The following is a 16126-nucleotide window of genomic DNA, read 5'->3' as shown; positions in this document are numbered from 1 at the left end:
CACGTCACCCGTGGCGCAAACACGCATGGAATCAGCCACCCACCCGGACCCATCGAACGATCTTTCGCGCAAAAGAAAGGGGCGCCCGCAGGCACCCCAGTTTCGCTGATAAAGCTCTTGATTGTTACCGCCCGGTTTGTTTGCCTGCGGCCTTATCCGCGTCAGGGGACGAGCGCACCCGCCCCGTGTCAATTCGGGCTGGCGGCGGACCGCCCTGCCCTGTCTTGTCTGGACGTTCATCCACCGATGAGCGTCCGTTTTGATTCTAGCTACAGCCCGACGTCCCACCGCAAGTGTTGCACTTCATGCAGGTGCCGTTACGCACCAGCGTGTAGTTGCCACATTCGCCACAAGGGTCGCCTTCGTAGCCTTGCATCTTGGCCTTGGCGCGCGCGTCGATCTTGTTGACCGTGCCCGCTGACACCGCCGTTTCGCTGACCAGTGTTTCTGTCACGGTGGTTCGCACGCCCGTCGTTTCCGGCACAAGCGCATTCAACGTGCCGACCGGATCGCTGCCGCTCAGAACAGTTCCGCCCGCCTCGGCCCCACCCTGCAATACCATCAACTGTTGCGGCATCCGTTTGCGCAGATATCCAGTCGAGCTGATTTGCTTCAAGACTGCCAAAGACTTGGTCGCGGCTGTTTCGGTCATTTCCTGAACATTTGCCACGCCTTCTTCTTGGCCCCGGCCCAGATCGTCAAAGGCAGCACCTTCTGGCTTCACATGGGCAAGATCCGTGCGGTCCAGATAGGACACGGCCAATTCGCGGAAGATGTAGTCAAGAATAGACGTCGCGTTCTTGATCGAATCGTTGCCCTGCACCATCCCTGCCGGTTCGAACTTGGTGAAGGTGAAAGCGTCCACGAATTCTTCAAGCGGCACACCATATTGCAGGCCAACGGACACGGCGATGGCAAAATTGTTCATCATCGCCCGGAAGCCCGCACCTTCCTTGTGCATATCGATGAAAATCTCACCCAGCTTGCCGTCGGCATATTCGCCGGTACGCACATAAACCTTGTGCCCCCCCACGATGGCCTTCTGGGTATAGCCTTTGCGGCGTTCCGGCATCTTGTCGCGCCCACGCGCCACCTCTTTGATTACCACTTTTTCGATGATCTTTTCGGCCAGCGTCACGGCCTTGTCATGCGGATTGCCCGAGGCCAAGATTTCTTCTGCCTCCTCGTCATCTTCCACCAGCGCAGCCGCCAACGGTTGGCTGAGTTTCGAGCCGTCGCGATACAGCGCGTTGGCCTTGATCCCCAAGCTCCAGGACAGCTCATAAGCTCTCTGACAGTCCTCAATCGTGGCGTCGTTTGCCATGTTGATCGTTTTCGAAATCGCACCGGAAATGAAGCTCTGCGCGGCCGCCATCATATAGATATGGCTGTCAACGTTCAGGAAGCGCTTACCGATTTTGCCGCACGGGTTGGCGCAGTCAAAGACGCTGTAATGCTCTTCTTTCAGATGTGGCGCGCCTTCCAGGGTCATCGTGCCGCAGACGTGATCGTTGGCCGCGTCAATGTCCTTGCGGGTGAAGCCAAGGTGGCTGAGCAGGCTGAAATCGGGGTTGTTCAGTTTGTCTGCCGGAATGCCAAGAACGTTGGTGCAAAACTCATCGCCCAGTGTCCACTGGTTGAATACGAAACGAATATCAAACGCCGAGGGCAGAGCCGCTTCAATCTTGTCAATCTCGTTCTGGCCGAAGCCATGGCCGATCAGCGTGGTGTGGTTGATCCCCGGCGCGTTGCCAATGGTTCCATGACCCACAGCATAGCTGATGATCTCTTCAATTTGCGACGAGCTGTAGCCGAGCTTCTCAAGCGCGGCGGGAACCGAGCGGTTGATGATCTTGAAATATCCGCCGCCCGCAAGTTTCTTGAATTTCACCAGCGCGAAGTCAGGCTCAATCCCGGTGGTGTCGCAGTCCATCACCAGACCGATCGTGCCGGTGGGTGCAATCACAGATACTTGCGCGTTGCGATAGCCGTGCTTTTCCCCCAGTGCCAGCGCTTCGTCCCAAGCCCCCATGGCCAGATCGACCAGCTTCCCGTCAGGGCAGTTTTTCAGGTCCAACGGCAACGGTTTGATCGCCAGATCCTCGTAGCCTTCCGTTGCACCATACGCCGCCGTTCGGTGATTGCGGATGACGCGCAGCATGTGGTCTTTGTTGCGCTTATACCCTTCAAACGCGCCCAACTCGCCTGCCATTTCCGCCGAGGTCGCATAAGACACACCCGACAGGATCGCGGTCAACGCACCACACAGCGCGCGGCCTTTGTCGCTGTCATATCCCAGACCCATATTCATCAGAAGCCCGCCGATATTGGCATAGCCCAGCCCCAGCGTGCGGAAAACGTAGCTGCGCTCGGCGATCTCTTTCGATGGGAACTGCGCCATCATCACCGAGATTTCCAAGGTGATCGTCCACAACCGCGTGGCGTGCATGTAGTCCTCGGCCTGGAACACGCCATCTTCAAGGAAGGTCAGCAGGTTCATCGAGGCGAGGTTACAAGCAGTGTCGTCCAGAAACATGTATTCTGAGCACGGATTCGAGCCGCGGATCGCGCCATCTTCCGGGCAGGTGTGCCATGCGTTGACGGTGTCGTGATATTGAATGCCGGGATCGGCGCAGGCCCATGCAGCGTGACCGATTTGGTCCCACAGATCCCGCGCCTTGATGGTCTTGGCGACCGAGCCATCGGTGCGGCGAATCAATTCCCAATCGGCGTCAGCTTCGACGGCTTTCAAATACGCATCGGTCACACGCACCGAGTTGTTCGAGTTCTGACCCGATACGGTGGCGTATGCTTCCGAATCCCAGTCGGTGTCATAGGTCGGAAACTCGATCGAGCCATAGCCCTGCTTGGCATAATCCAGAACGCGTTTCACGTACACTTCTGGAATCGCGACTTTTTTCGCAGCCCGAATGGCAGCTTTCAGAGTGTCATTTACCTTCGGATCATAGGCGTCTTCCTCGGCCCCGTCCCACGCGCGGATTGCGGCAAAGATGTGGTTCAAATGCTCTTCGTGCATCTTCGAACCTGCGACCAGCGACGCCACCTTCTGCTCTTCTTTCACCTTCCAGTTGATGTATTCTTCAATGTCCGGGTGGTCGCTGTCCACGATCACCATCTTGGCGGCGCGACGCGTGGTGCCCCCCGATTTGATCGCGCCCGCAGCGCGGTCGCCAATTTTCAGAAACCCCATCAGGCCCGAGGATTTGCCACCGCCAGACAGCGGTTCATTCGCCGCACGCAGGGACGAGAAGTTGGTGCCAGTGCCGGAGCCATATTTGAACAGGCGCGCCTCGCGCACCCACAGATCCATGATGCCACCGTCGCCCACCAGATCGTCACCAATGGACTGAATGAAACAGGCGTGCGGCTGCGGATGCTCATAGCTCGACTTGGATTTGGTCAGCTTGCGGGTCTTGTGATCTACATAATAATGGCCTTGTGCGGGGCCGTCGATGCCGTAGGCCCAATGCAGGCCGGTGTTGAACCACTGGGGCGAATTCGGTGCTGCGCGCTGGCTGGCAAGCATATGCCGCATCTCGTCGAAATAGGCTTTCGCATCCTCTTCGGTGGTGAAGTAGCCACCCTTCCAACCCCAATAGGTCCACGCACCGGCCAAACGGTCGAACACCTGCTTGGCCGAAATCTCGCCGCCAAACCGCTGTTCTTTGGGCAGGTCTGCCAGCGCTTTGTCGTCAGGGACCGAACGCCACAGGAATTCCGGCACGTCCTTTTCCTTCACGCGCTTCAGGGCGGCGGGCACACCAGCCTTACGGAAGTATTTCTGCGCGATGACGTCCGAGGCAACCTGGCTCCAATCGGCGGGCACTTCGCAATCGTCCAACTTGAACACGATCGTCCCGTCCGGGTTACGGATTTCCGACGAAGTGGTGATGAAATCCAGATCCGAATATGCGTCTTGGCCGGCCTTGGTGAATTTGCGTTCAATCTTCATGGTGCCCCATCGTTCCTTACGTGCAAAGCGGTGCTGCGTGCTTCCACGCCGTCACCTGAGAATAATCAAGCGCCGTTCATACAGGGTTTCGGGCACACGACTTTCCCGCCCCCAAACGTGATCTTAACCACGTCTGGACAAGACCGACCTCAACGGCCGAATTTTTCGCATTTGTTATCCCGCTGAAACCTGCCGCCACTATATGTTGTGGCTTGATGACCAGCGCCCACAACTTGGCGTAGCGACCCCTATCAGGTCAACCAAAACTTCTGCTCTATCCACAACTCTTTTAAGTTGACGTTAATACCGGATTGTTTAAGCGCTGCATTAACCATTTGATTCCGGAGAGTGGATGATATTGGGGACAACATGTGGACGGTTTTAGATTTTGTTAATCCGTCCGCAGGCTTACGCGCAGAAGGATAAGTTTTACCTCAATCCCTGCGACGCGCACTCAGATCTGCCGTGCGACAACAAGGCCGCCGCTTACCGTTGATATTGTGGTTTTCACGCGAAAACCCTGGTCGAGCGCAATCGCGTTGCAAACATGGCGGTGAGGTGGCGATTGTGACAATCTGGTGCCACATTTTCGATGCGATGGGCATCTGACCGTGGCGGCTAGGGGAATCACTTTTTAGGACGAAACACCTGTTCATTTGGCGCCTCTGCACCCCCCCCTTAACGACCGCCACAACAGTTTTGTGACCAATCGCCGGTCAATCTGCCCCGCTGCGCTGACGCCAGACGCCCCTGATCCACCACTAGATATAGTATGCACCGCTTAGAGCGGGCAAAGGCTGCGACTTGCAAGAATGATGGAAGAATGGTCGGGACGGCAAGATTCGAACTTGCGACCTACGGTACCCAAAACCGTCGCGCTACCAGGCTGCGCTACGCCCCGAACGTCCCTTCCTTAACGGTGCTTCTGCGTGTTGAAAAGAGCAAACTGCGCCGTGGCGGCATCTTCGCACTAGTCGGGCGCGACACAAGGCCAGGCGGCGCGGTCCTGATCCAGCGCCGGATGACGCAGAACGCTGCCTGCGTCGATACCAAATCGCTTTGCGATCCCGCCATTGACCTCAAGCACCGCAAGGATATCCGTGCCGCCGGGAATGGGGGTGAGATCATGAGGCACCGCGTTATGATGGATGCGCGCAACAGTGCCATCAGCGCGCAGAAACAGCATATCCAGCGGGATCAACGTATTCTTCATCCAAAAGCTGACTTCGCGTGGCCGGTCATACAGAAACAACATGCCGTGCGTTGCGGGCATTGTCTCGCGGTGCATCAGGCCGCGCGCCCGTTCGCTGTCGTCGTCGGCGATCTCGACTGTGAACCGCGCCTGCCCCCAGGTGCCGCGCAGATCAACATGGTCTGACGCGCAACCGCCTGCCCAAGCCACAGCGCCAGACAGCAGCAAGGCGCACGCTACTGATGCCCCGGACCGTGCTAACTTGCGAACGGTCGGCACCATGTCAGCTGTCGACCTCGTGTTCTTGGGAGGTACTGTTGGCGGCATCCCATGACAAGACACTGACGGCCATACAGCCGCGTTTGCCCGCTGCCGACCGCAGGCCGATTGCCTCGCCCGGTTGCAGGTCCGCAAGACCGGAGCGACGCAAAACTTCGACATGGATAAACACGTCCTCGGACCGACCGAAGACGTTGGCGAAGCCAAACCCCTTGGCTTTGTCAAACCATTTCACGCGGGCAGGTTCCAGCGGGCCGACGCTGTCGGGGTCCACCAAACCTTCGGTAAACTCTTCTAACTGGTGTTCCCCATCAGCTTGCGGCGGTTCGATAGACAGCACGCTAACCGCTTGCCGGCCGCGTTCGGTTGACTGGACCGTGATTTCGATCAGCGAACCATCCGCCACCGAACTTTGCCCGAAATTACGCAACACATTAGCGTGAAGCAGAATGTCTGCTCCACCCTCGTCTGCAATTACAAACCCAAACCCCTTGTTCGGATCGAACCATTTGACTTGGCCGCGCAACACGATCGGATCGTGCGCACTAATTTCTTGAGCCATTGTCTTCCTCTGATAGTTTTCATCCCCACTCAAGTATTGAGCGGTTTGAGGAAAGGGCGCAAGCAATAAACACCTGTCCTTTTGGGTATGTTCCGTTCTAAAAACTCTTAAAATTAGGGGTTTAGACGAACAACTGACCATGGGTCATTTTTTTGCGAGCGGGTCCAGCGGAACCGGTCATGCAGCCGGAACGCGCCATCGGCCCAGAACTCGATCTCGGTTGGGTGAATGCGATAGCCGCCCCAGAACGGCGGACGGGCCGGGTTCGGACCATGTGTGGCGGTCACTTTGGCGACCTCGGCCATCAAGGCGGCACGCGACGCTAAAGGCAGGCTTTGTTGCGACGCCCATGCACCCAGACGGCTTTTCAACGACCGCGAGGCATAATAGGCATCCGCCTGCGGCCCTTCTTCGCGTTCGATCACGCCACGCACGCGGATCTGACGGCGCAACGACTTCCAGTGCATGACAAACGCCGCCTTGCCCGCCCCATCCAGTTCCCGCGCCTTGACCGAGCCGTAGTTGGTGTAAAAGACGAAGGCATCATCCTCGATATCTTTTAGCAGAACCATGCGGACATTGGGCAGACCATCGGCATCAACGGTGGACAGCGCGATGGCATTGGGATCGTTGGGCTCAGATTTTTCTGCCTCGGCCAGCCAGTTACGCGCGATCCGAAAGGGATCATCGCCTGCAAATATCCCGCCACGTTCCGCCATTGCGACCTCCGTTTTCGTTGTGGTCCGGCATTGCGCCGTGCGCGGTTGCCTGCCAACTGTGTTACAATCAGTTCGCTGATCACGTGCCGCAGACTTGAAGAAGCACGACCAATCACTTAAACGAGCGTATCTCAGTATCTCGGGACGGGGAACCAGAATGTCGACCGAATTGATGAAGGGCAAACGCGGCCTGATCATGGGACTTGCAAATGACAAGTCCATCGCGTGGGGAATCGCAAAGTCATGCGCCGAGGCAGGCGCCGAACTTGCGTTTTCCTATCAGGGTGACGCCCTTAAAAAACGCGTCGATCCGTTGGCCGCCCAGTTGGGATCGGATTTCGTGGTTGAATGTGATGTGTCCGATCAAGGGTCAATCGACACCTTGTTCGCCACGCTCGAGGATAAATGGGGCAAGCTGGATTTCGTCGTCCACGCCATCGGCTTTTCGGACAAGAGCGAGCTTCGCGGCCGTTACGTCGACACCAGCCCCGAGAATTTTCGCACGACGATGGATATCTCGGTCTACTCCTTTACTGCCGTTGCCCGCCGGGCCGCAAGCATGATGCCTGATGGCGGGTCGCTTCTGACACTGACGTATTATGGCGCTGAACAGGTCATGCCGCATTATAACGTGATGGGCGTGGCCAAGGCCGCACTTGAGGCATCCGTGCGCTATATGGCCGAGGATCTGGGCAAGGACGGTATTCGCGTCAACGCGATCTCGGCCGGGCCGATCAAGACACTGGCGGCGTCCGGCATCGGGGACTTCCGCTATATCCTGAAATGGAACGAGTTGAATTCCCCTCTGCGCCGCAATGTGACCATTCAGGATGTGGGTAACTCGGCGCTTTATCTGCTGTCGGACCTTGGGTCGGGCGTCACGGGCGAGACACACCACGTCGACAGCGGCTATCACGTCGTCGGCATGAAGGCCGTCGACGCACCCGATATCGACGTCACAACCGGTCGCAAGTAAGGAGCCCGCAGATGAGCCACCAACTGCCGCACGAAAAAGGGTTTCACATCAGTTGGGATCAACTTCACCGCGACAGCCGGGCACTGGCCTGGCGCCTGGACGGCGAAGGCCCCAAGGACACAGGTTGGCGGGCCGTTGTCGCGATCACCCGCGGCGGACTGGCCCCGGCGATGATCGTCGCCCGCGAGCTGGACATCCGCACGGTCGATACGATCTCGGTCAAATCCTATCACCATCAATCGCGAGGCGAGGCCGAGTTATTGAAAGCCCCAGACGCCCAGATGATGGGCGATGGCGAGGGTATTCTTGTAATCGACGATCTGGTCGACACCGGCAAGACGCTGGAACTGGTGCGCAAGATGTATCCCAAAGCGCATTTCGGCACCGTTTATGCCAAACCCAAGGGCCGTCCGCTGGTGGATACGTTCATCACCGAGGTCAGTCAGGACACTTGGATTTTCTTTCCTTGGGATATGGCCCTGCAATATGTCGAGCCCTATCGCGGGACCGAATAACCGCGGCAGGACCACTGCTTTGCCCAACCGTTCAGTCCGGAAACCCCGCGTCCCGCGCGGGGCTTTTCCAATGGCAGATAGCGCAGCATCATCCGCACAAAAGAAAGCCCGGCGCTGATTACAGGCCGGGCTGAAGATGTCCTATTTGCGGGCTCTACTCTGCCGCTTCGGGGGTATCGGGCGTTTTGTCCCCCGAGCCACCATCGCCATCCTGTCCGGATCCCTTGTCATCCGACTTGGCCGGTTTGCGCGGTTTGCGGCTGCGCGCCTGGGCCTTTTTGGGCTTGCTTTCCGGTGTTTCCACCAAACCGCTATCGGATCCGTCGGCTATCACGTCGGACTCGGCAGGGACATCAGGCTGGTCGCCTTCGCCCGGCACGTCTTGCGCGGCTTTGCGTTCGGCGCGGGCGTCGCGCTCTTCCTTCTCGCGCTGCTGGCGTTCGCGGTTTTGCTGTTCGGACTGAAGCCTGCGGGCTTCCATCTCGCGCTGCGCTTCGCTTAGAAGGCGGGTGTAATGTTCGGCGTGCTGCTGGAAATTTTCACCCGCGACCCGGTCGTTGGACAGAAACGCGTCACGCGCCAACTGGGTGTATTTGTCAATAATCTGTTGCGGCGTGCCACGCACTTTGCCCTCGGGCCCAGAACTGTCATAGACTCGGTTGATGATGTTTCCCGGAGTGTTCCGGTTACGGTTCGATTTAGTATTACGCGAACGTGATTTCGGCGATCTCATAAGCTTGTTTTTCCAGCTTTGGTTTCCGGCGCACAAGCCAATTGCTGTGCTGTGTTTTCGAACAAGGTACTTATAGGCACCGTATCGTTCGAATTTTTGGGCTTACCAGCAGCGGCTGTCGCAAGGACTGCGTCACTGCTAGGCCTTGATTGTCACGCGAACAGCCGAAACACAAGACTTATCTGGAAAAAATTAGCCAAAACGGGGGAATTTGCCGAATTCGGGCGGGTTTCACGGCTGTTTCATGCTTGTAAACTGGTTTGGGCGCGATTGTCAGGCAACCTGCCCATAACGACGCGATCATGGCCCGAGAGATCTTTCAGAACATGTATTCCCGCAAACCCGGCGCGCTGAAACAGAGTCTTGACCGCCGCCGCCTGCGCCGTGCCGATCTCGACTATCAACCGTCCGGCGGGGGTTAAATGTGCAGACGCACCAGATATGATCGCGCGATACGCGTCCAGGCCGTCGCCGCCGGGGGTCAGCGCCAAGTGCGGCTCCCACGCTTCGACCTCGGGCGCCAATGTCGTCATTTCGTCTTGCGCGATGTAGGGCGGATTAGAGACGATCAGATCAAAGCGCGCCCCATCGGTGATGGGTGTGAACCAAGACCCTTCGCCAAATGTGGCACGATCTGTAACCCCCAGCGCCACAGCGTTGCGACGCGCAACCTCAAGCGCGGAGGCGGACACGTCCACCCCCTGCCCGCAAGCAGCAGGCAGTTCGGCCAGAAGCGTCAGAAGAATGCAGCCCGATCCGGTCCCAAGATCCAGGACCCTATCAAACGGAGCTTGCAGTGCAGTGTCGACCAGAAGTTCCGTTTCAGGACGCGGGTCCAGAACGTCGCGGGTCACGATAAAGTCGCGGCCATAGAACGCGCGCGTGCCGGTGATCTGTGCGACCGGTTGGCGCGCGGCGCGCGCTTTGATCGCCCTCGTGAATGCCCATATCACATCTTCACCCACCGGTTCGGGCAGCATCAAGGTCAGCCGGCTGCGGTCAATCCCCATCACATGCGCCAACAACACCCGCGCATCGCGTGCGGGGTCATCCACGTTCGCCGCCCGCAGCGCGCGTGTGGCCGAAACCAATAACGCCGCGCCGGTCGTGTCGCCGGCCATCATGCGCCCATATCGGCCAGTTGCGCAGCCTGGTCTTCAGCGATCAGTGCGTCGATCACATCGTCCAGATCGCCTGCGATGATCTGGTCCAGCTTATAAAGCGTCAGATTGATCCGGTGATCGGTCATCCGCCCTTGGGGGAAATTATAGGTGCGGATGCGTTCCGAGCGATCGCCCGACCCGACCTGCGCCTTGCGGTCCGCCGCACGCGCTTCGTCGACGCGTTGCCGTTCAAGGTCAAACAGCCGCGTCTTCAGAACCTGCATGGCGATGTCGCGGTTGCGATGCTGGGATTTTTCCGAACTTGTCACAACGATTCCGGTTGGCAGGTGCGTGATCCGAACGGCACTGTCGGTGGTGTTCACGTGCTGCCCGCCCGCGCCGGACGAGCGCATGGTGTCGATGCGCAGATCGCCCGGGTCGATCTGTATGTCCACGTCCTCGGCCTCGGGCAGAACGGCGACGGTGGCGGCTGATGTGTGAATGCGCCCACCGCTTTCGGTTTCGGGCACACGCTGGACGCGGTGCACGCCACTTTCGTATTTTAGCCGCGCAAAGACGCCATCGCCCTTCACATGGGCGACAACCTCTTTCACGCCACCCAGTTCGGACAGGGATTGTTCCATGATCTCGAATTTCCAGCCGCGGGCTTCGGCATAGCGTTGATACATGCGCAAAAGATCAGCGGCAAACAGCCCGGCTTCGTCCCCCCCCGTGCCGGGGCGAATTTCGATCATCGCAGGCCGCGCATCAGCGGCGTCCTTGGGCAGAAGGACCAACCGCATGGCCTGTTCGACCTCGGGCAGACGTTCCTTCAGGGCGGGAAGCTCATCTTCCGCCAGTTCGCGCATATCGGGGTCGTCCAGCATCGCCTCGGCTTCGGCAATATCATTCAGCAGGCGGCGATAAGCGGCGATCTCGTCAACTACGGGTCGCAATTCGGCATATTCGCGCCCGACCTGCGCAATCTCGTCGCCCGACAGGCCCTGAGCCATGCGAGCTTCCAGATATTCGAACCGTTCGGTGATCGCTGAGAGTTTTTCCAATGGAACCATCGTCGCGGTTTCCCCCATCCGGCGGGTTTGGTCAAGAGGCGTAACGTCGCCAACGTGCGGCTTGTTCTGCTTTATAAAGCAGTTTCTAATCGTACGCCGATGTCAGGATGCGGACGTATCGGCACGCACGAAATTGACCTGATCAGTGTCCATATACGGTCGCTGATCTGATTAACGGACCCTTAGAGGATCATCATCATCTTCGGTCTCGGTGGCAAGTAGGGCCAACCGGTCCAGCCACCGGTCTGTTCGCGCCGCATTCTGACCCAAATCGTTCTTGCCATAGACCAGATGCGCATGAACATGCAGGTTCCCGTCGGCCACCCATGCGACGGTAATATCGGGAAAGCCGATACGACGGGTGCGTGTAACAATCGCGATCAGGTCATCTTCTTGATGGGCCAAACGGCTGCGCGGTGTCTCTAGCGCGATCCAAGTCAAGTGATCCAGCGCACCGTCGGGTAATAGTTTCAGGGGAATCACATATTTCACACCGCCCGGCATCTTGTGCGTTCCGGGTGAATAAGGGCCGGGGCGCGCGGAAAAGCGTTCGACAGGTAAGGGAGCCAAACGCACCCAGCCAACACCAAGAACTGCCAGAAACAACACCCCAACAACAGCAGCAACCAGATAGTTCACACACACCCCCTAACCCTGAGCCCCCCGGCAGATCAGGATCAAACACCTGTAATTAGCGATAGATCAGCGCGCCTGACCCTGCAAGCCGAATGATATCCAAAGCGTGCTATTCCTGACCTGGCCCTCGACGGATCACGGCCCACAGGTTCAGGATTTCCATCGCCACATGCGCCCCCGCAATCGCGGTGGCTCCGGTGGTGTCAAAGGGCGGCGACACCTCGACCACATCACCGCCGACAAGGTTGATCCCCGCCAGATCACGCAGAATGATCGAAGCTTGCGCCGAGGTCAGCCCACCCCAGACCGGCGTGCCTGTGCCCGGTGCAAAGGCCGGGTCCAGCGCGTCAATATCGAAGGTCAGATAGGTCTGGTGGTCGCCAAGGATCGACTTGATCTTCTTGGCCACCGCAGCAGGTCCGGTTTCATGCACCTCGCGCGCGTCGATGATGTTCACGCCCAGAGTATCGGCGTTATGTGTGCGAATCCCCACCTGGACCGAGCGCGCGGGGTCGATCAGCCCCTCTCTCACCGCCTTGTAGAACATCGTGCCATGATCGACGCGGGTCATGTCGTCGTCAGGCCAGGTGTCGGTGTGCGCATCGAACTGCAACAGGCACAGCGGGCCGTGCTTCTTTACATGCGCGCGCAGGATCGGGAAGGTGATATAGTGATCGCCGCCAAGCGCAAGACAGGCCGCGCCTTGGTCCAGAATGCTGGTGATATGCGCCTCGAGCGTTGCGGGAAACTGGTCGATATGGGCATAATCAAAGGCCAGATCACCATAATCCGCGATGGCAAACTCGCTCATCACGTCAAAGCCCCAGCCATAAGCGGGGTCCGGGGATTGCAGGCTTGACGCCTCGCGGATGGCACGCGGGCCAAGGCGGGTGCCGGGGCGGTTGGTCACGGCCTGATCGAAAGGGATGCCGGTGACAGCAATATCGACGCCGGTTAGATCCTTGCTATAGCTTCGCCGCAAAAAGGACGGCACGCCGCCGAAGGTGTTTTCAAAGGCCAACCCCTTGAACCCGTCGCGGGTCACGGCGGTATCCACCTGTGTCTTTGCGTCTTCCAGTGCCATCTGTGTCTCCTGTGGTTGTTTGGACCGGTTAGCACAGGCAGGCAAAGCACGCCAGAAATCTGATTAAATCGGGTTCAGCCGCTCAACCAACCGAGCGAAGAAACTGGCCCCGTAAGGCGCGGCGTCATCGTTGAAGTCATAGGCCGGATGATGCAACCCTGCGCCATCTTCGCCCTGCCCCAGAAACAGATAGGCGCCGGGGCGTTCTTCCAGCATATAGGCGAAATCCTCGGCTCCCATCTGGCGACCATAATCGCGGCGCACGCGGTCTGCGCCGCTGATCTCGCGCGCGACGGCGACGGCCTGTTCAACAGCACCAGCGTCGTTGACGGTGGGCGGGTAGCCAAGCTCATAGTCGATCTGAGCAGTGACCCCGAAACTGGCCGCCTGCCCTTCGATCACCTCGTGAAGACGCCGCTGCGCCAGCGCGCGCACCTGGGGCGTAAAGGACCGGACGGTTGCGGTAAACCAGGCATCTTCGGGGATGATGTTGTCCGCCGTACCCCCGCCGATCATCGTGACCGAAATCACAAGATTGTCCATTGGCGACAGGTTGCGACTTACAATCGACTGCACCGCCTGCACCATCGACACCACCGCCATGACCGGATCGGCCGTGTCCTGGGGGTAAGCCGCATGCCCACCGCGCCCCGTCACCTTGACGCGCAGAGTGTCCACCGCAGCCATAATTGGCCCCGGCGTCGTCTGGAAATGTCCCAGTGGTTGGCCCGGCTTGTTGTGCAGAGCATAAATTTGCGAAATATCAAACCGCTCCATCAACCCGTCGTCACACATATGTTTCGCCCCACCCTCGTTTTCCTCGGCGGGCTGAAAGATCAGGGCGGCGCGGCCTTTGAAGTTCCGCGTCTCGGCCAGATAACGCGCAGCACCCAGTAACATCGTGGTGTGCCCGTCATGGCCGCAGGCGTGCATTGCCCCCGGCACGGTCGAGGCATAGTCAAGCCCCGTCGCCTCGTCCATCGGCAGCGCATCCATATCGGCGCGCAGGCCAATGGTGGGTCCCGTGCTGTGGCCGTTGATAATGCCCACCACACCCGAGACGCCCATCCCTTCGTACACCTCGTCCACGCCGAAGCTATGAAGGTGATCGACCACATAGCGGGCGGTGTTGTGACACTCCAACCCTAATTCGGGATGGGCGTGCAGCCAGCGCCGCCAAGTCTTCATGTCGCCTGCAAATTCGCCAATGCGGTTGATGATCGCCATGACTTCCTCCTATCAAGGGTGCGATGAAACAATCCTGATTTGGACCATGATGCAATGAGCAAAACTCACGATCTTTCCCCCTCTGACAGTCTGGTTCATGACCCGCAAGGGGGGATGGATCGCCTGCGCGAGATCATGCGCCGCCTGCGCGATCCGCAAAACGGGTGCCCTTGGGATATCGAACAGACCTTCGCGACCATCGCCCCCTACACGATCGAGGAAGCCTATGAGGTGGCTGACGCGATCGAACGGGAAGCCTGGGACGAGCTTAAGGGTGAATTGGGCGATCTGCTGTTCCAATCCGTCTTTCACGCCCAGATGGCGGAGGAAGCCGGGCTGTTCACCTTTGACGACGTGGCCGACACTATGTCCGACAAGATGGTTGCGCGCCATCCGCATGTGTTCGGGGACGAATCGCGCGACAAATCCGCCCAGCAGCAGACCCGCGATTGGGAAACCATCAAGGCCGCTGAACGTGCCGGGAAGGCTCAACAAGGTGTGTTGGACGGCGTTGCCATCGGCTTGCCTGCCCTTCTTCGGGCAATGAAGCTGCAAAAACGCGCCGCACGGGTGGGCTTTGACTGGCCCGATATCGGCCCGGTCTTGGACAAGATCACCGAAGAAGCGCACGAACTGGCCGAAGCCCGCGACACGCTTGGCCCCGATGAGGTGCGCGAGGAATTAGGCGATCTGCTGTTCGTCGTGGCCAATCTGGCCCGCCATCTGGATGTGGACCCCGAAGAAGCGCTGCGCAACGCCAACGCCAAGTTCGAACGCCGCTTTCAGGGGATCGAACGCAGGCTGGCCAACCAAGGGCGCAGCCCAGATCATGCCACACTGAATGAGATGGACGCGCTTTGGGACGCGGAAAAGGCCGTCGAGAAATCTGTCAAACGCGGCGAATAATCTCCGATTAAATCAATCGGGTATTGACCCGACGAAAAGAGTCGGGTTTAAGCGCGGCAACACCAGAAACACGAAGGAGATCTTTCTGATGACACCCATCCGCACCCTTACCGCAAGCCTGATTGCCGCGACTGCCCTGACCCCCTTCGCCGCCAGCGCGGACGAGGTCAACGTTTATTCCTATCGCCAACCCGAGCTGATCCAGCCGCTGACCGATGCGTTCACCGAAGAAACCGGCATCGACGTCAACGTGGCCTATTTGAACAAGGGCATGGTCGAACGTCTGAAAGCCGAAGGCGAACGCAGCCCGGCGGACCTGATCTTCACCGTCGACATCTCGCGGCTGGCCGGAGTGGTCGACGAAGGACTGACACAGGCTGTCGATAATGAAACGCTTAAGGCAAACATCCCCGCCACCTATCGCGACCCTGACGGCCATTGGTTTGGCCTGACCACGCGGGCGCGGATCGTCTATGCCTCGAAAGACCGCGTGGCGGATGGTGAAGTCACCACCTATGAAGATCTGGCCGACCCAAAATGGAAGGGCCGCATCTGCACCCGTTCGGGCACCCACGCTTATACGCTGGCGCTTGTATCGGCCTATCTGACGCACCACGGTGCGGAAGAAACAAAGACCTGGCTGGAAGGCGTAAAAGCCAACCTGGCGCGCAAACCGCAAGGCAACGACCGCGCGCAGGTCAAGGCGATCTGGGCCGGTGAATGCGACGTCGCTATCGGGAACACCTATTACATGGGTAAGATGGTCAACGATCCCGAACAGAAAGAATGGGCTGACAGTGTGAATGTTGTTTTCCCTGTCTTCGAAGGCCAAGGCACACACGTGAACGTGTCAGGCGTGGCGCTGGCCAAGAACGCCCCGAACAAGGACGGCGCGGTGAAGCTGATGGAATTCCTGTCCTCGCCAAAAGCACAGGAAATCTATGCCGCGCAGAACTTCGAGTATCCCATTGCACCGGGCACCGAAGCCGTTGATCTGGTGAAAAGCTGGGGCTCGTTCACGCCGGACAGTCTGAACCTGATGGAAGTCGCCGGCCACCGCGCCGACGCTTTGAAACTGGTGCAAGAAGTCGACTTCGACAGCTAACACCGCCCCTGTCCCGAAAAATGGAAAGCCCGGCCTGATCGCC

14 protein-coding genes and 1 tRNA gene are annotated in these 16126 nt (G+C 58.7%); 4 read left to right on the top strand and 11 right to left on the bottom strand.

All coding sequences use genetic code 11. From position 1 onward, the window contains the following. Positions 1 to 265: 265 nt before the first annotated feature. The 5 genes from MN186_RS03700 to pdxH all read right to left on the bottom strand — a co-directional run bounded on the left by MN186_RS03700 (position 266) and on the right by pdxH (position 6725). The gene (locus MN186_RS03700) at positions 266 to 3973 is read right to left on the bottom strand and encodes a vitamin B12-dependent ribonucleotide reductase (protein WP_242111805.1); all 3708 of its coding nucleotides are present in this window, start codon (positions 3971 to 3973) and stop codon (positions 266 to 268) included. 824 nt (positions 3974 to 4797) lie between these two features. Then, a tRNA-Pro gene (locus tag MN186_RS03695) sits at positions 4798 to 4874 on the bottom strand. A gap of 69 nt (positions 4875 to 4943) precedes the next feature. Further along, positions 4944 to 5447 (bottom strand): DUF192 domain-containing protein, encoded by a 504-nt coding sequence (locus MN186_RS03690; RefSeq protein ID WP_255743714.1) that lies wholly within the window; start codon positions 5445 to 5447, stop codon positions 4944 to 4946. 1 nt (position 5448) lies between these two features. Beyond that, the gene (locus tag MN186_RS03685; protein WP_242111800.1) at positions 5449 to 6006 is read right to left on the bottom strand and encodes a cold-shock protein; all 558 of its coding nucleotides are present in this window, start codon (positions 6004 to 6006) and stop codon (positions 5449 to 5451) included. 113 nt (positions 6007 to 6119) lie between these two features. Further along, on the bottom strand, positions 6120 to 6725 hold the full coding sequence (gene pdxH / locus MN186_RS03680) for a pyridoxamine 5'-phosphate oxidase (RefSeq protein WP_242111798.1): 606 nt from the start codon (positions 6723 to 6725) through the stop codon (positions 6120 to 6122). A gap of 157 nt (positions 6726 to 6882) precedes the next feature. Between pdxH and fabI the strand changes: the two genes are divergently transcribed. Both fabI and gpt read left to right on the top strand, forming a co-directional pair. Beyond that, entirely contained in the window at positions 6883 to 7701 is an 819-nt protein-coding gene (fabI, locus tag MN186_RS03675; protein ID WP_242111789.1) for an enoyl-ACP reductase FabI, read from the top strand. Positions 7702 to 7712: 11 nt separating this feature from the next. Beyond that, complete coding sequence (gpt, locus tag MN186_RS03670; protein ID WP_242111779.1) at positions 7713 to 8216, top strand: xanthine phosphoribosyltransferase; 504 nt, start codon at positions 7713 to 7715, stop codon at positions 8214 to 8216. A gap of 154 nt (positions 8217 to 8370) precedes the next feature. On the opposite strand, the gene MN186_RS03665 is transcribed toward gpt, so the two are convergent. The 6 genes from MN186_RS03665 to MN186_RS03640 form a co-directional block, all read right to left on the bottom strand. Further along, a complete protein-coding gene (locus MN186_RS03665) occupies positions 8371 to 8949 on the bottom strand; it encodes a DUF4167 domain-containing protein (RefSeq protein WP_242111761.1) in 579 nt (192 codons plus the stop codon). A gap of 242 nt (positions 8950 to 9191) precedes the next feature. Further along, the gene (gene prmC / locus MN186_RS03660) at positions 9192 to 10070 is read right to left on the bottom strand and encodes a peptide chain release factor N(5)-glutamine methyltransferase (protein WP_242111759.1); all 879 of its coding nucleotides are present in this window, start codon (positions 10068 to 10070) and stop codon (positions 9192 to 9194) included. Then, positions 10070 to 11125 carry a peptide chain release factor 1 gene (gene prfA, locus MN186_RS03655; RefSeq protein WP_242111750.1) on the bottom strand — a complete coding sequence of 352 codons (1056 nt, stop codon included), beginning with the start codon at positions 11123 to 11125 and terminating at the stop codon, positions 10070 to 10072. Before prfA ends, prmC begins: the two co-directional genes overlap by 1 nt. 171 nt (positions 11126 to 11296) lie before the next feature. Continuing rightward, a complete protein-coding gene (locus tag MN186_RS03650; protein ID WP_242111734.1) occupies positions 11297 to 11764 on the bottom strand; it encodes a DUF1499 domain-containing protein in 468 nt (155 codons plus the stop codon). A 106-nt stretch (positions 11765 to 11870) separates the two neighbouring features. Further along, a complete protein-coding gene (gene speB, locus MN186_RS03645; protein ID WP_242111731.1) occupies positions 11871 to 12845 on the bottom strand; it encodes an agmatinase in 975 nt (324 codons plus the stop codon). Positions 12846 to 12908: 63 nt separating this feature from the next. Next, positions 12909 to 14072 carry a M20 aminoacylase family protein gene (locus MN186_RS03640; RefSeq protein WP_242111728.1) on the bottom strand — a complete coding sequence of 388 codons (1164 nt, stop codon included), beginning with the start codon at positions 14070 to 14072 and terminating at the stop codon, positions 12909 to 12911. Positions 14073 to 14126: 54 nt separating this feature from the next. Here MN186_RS03640 and mazG point away from each other — a divergent pair, with 54 nt between their 5' ends. Both mazG and MN186_RS03630 read left to right on the top strand, forming a co-directional pair. Further along, positions 14127 to 14978, top strand: a complete 852-nt coding sequence (gene mazG / locus MN186_RS03635) for a nucleoside triphosphate pyrophosphohydrolase (RefSeq protein WP_242111724.1) — start codon at positions 14127 to 14129, stop codon at positions 14976 to 14978. A gap of 88 nt (positions 14979 to 15066) precedes the next feature. Further along, on the top strand, positions 15067 to 16083 hold the full coding sequence (locus tag MN186_RS03630) for a Fe(3+) ABC transporter substrate-binding protein (protein ID WP_242111720.1): 1017 nt from the start codon (positions 15067 to 15069) through the stop codon (positions 16081 to 16083). Positions 16084 to 16126: the final 43 nt, after the last annotated feature.

This window comes from Aliiroseovarius sediminis, from assembly GCF_022678485.1.
In the GTDB taxonomy this organism is placed as follows: Bacteria; Pseudomonadota; Alphaproteobacteria; order Rhodobacterales; family Rhodobacteraceae; genus Aliiroseovarius; species Aliiroseovarius sediminis.
The sequence above is the reverse complement of the archived record's forward strand: the minus strand, read 5'-3'. Positions and strand labels throughout refer to the sequence as shown.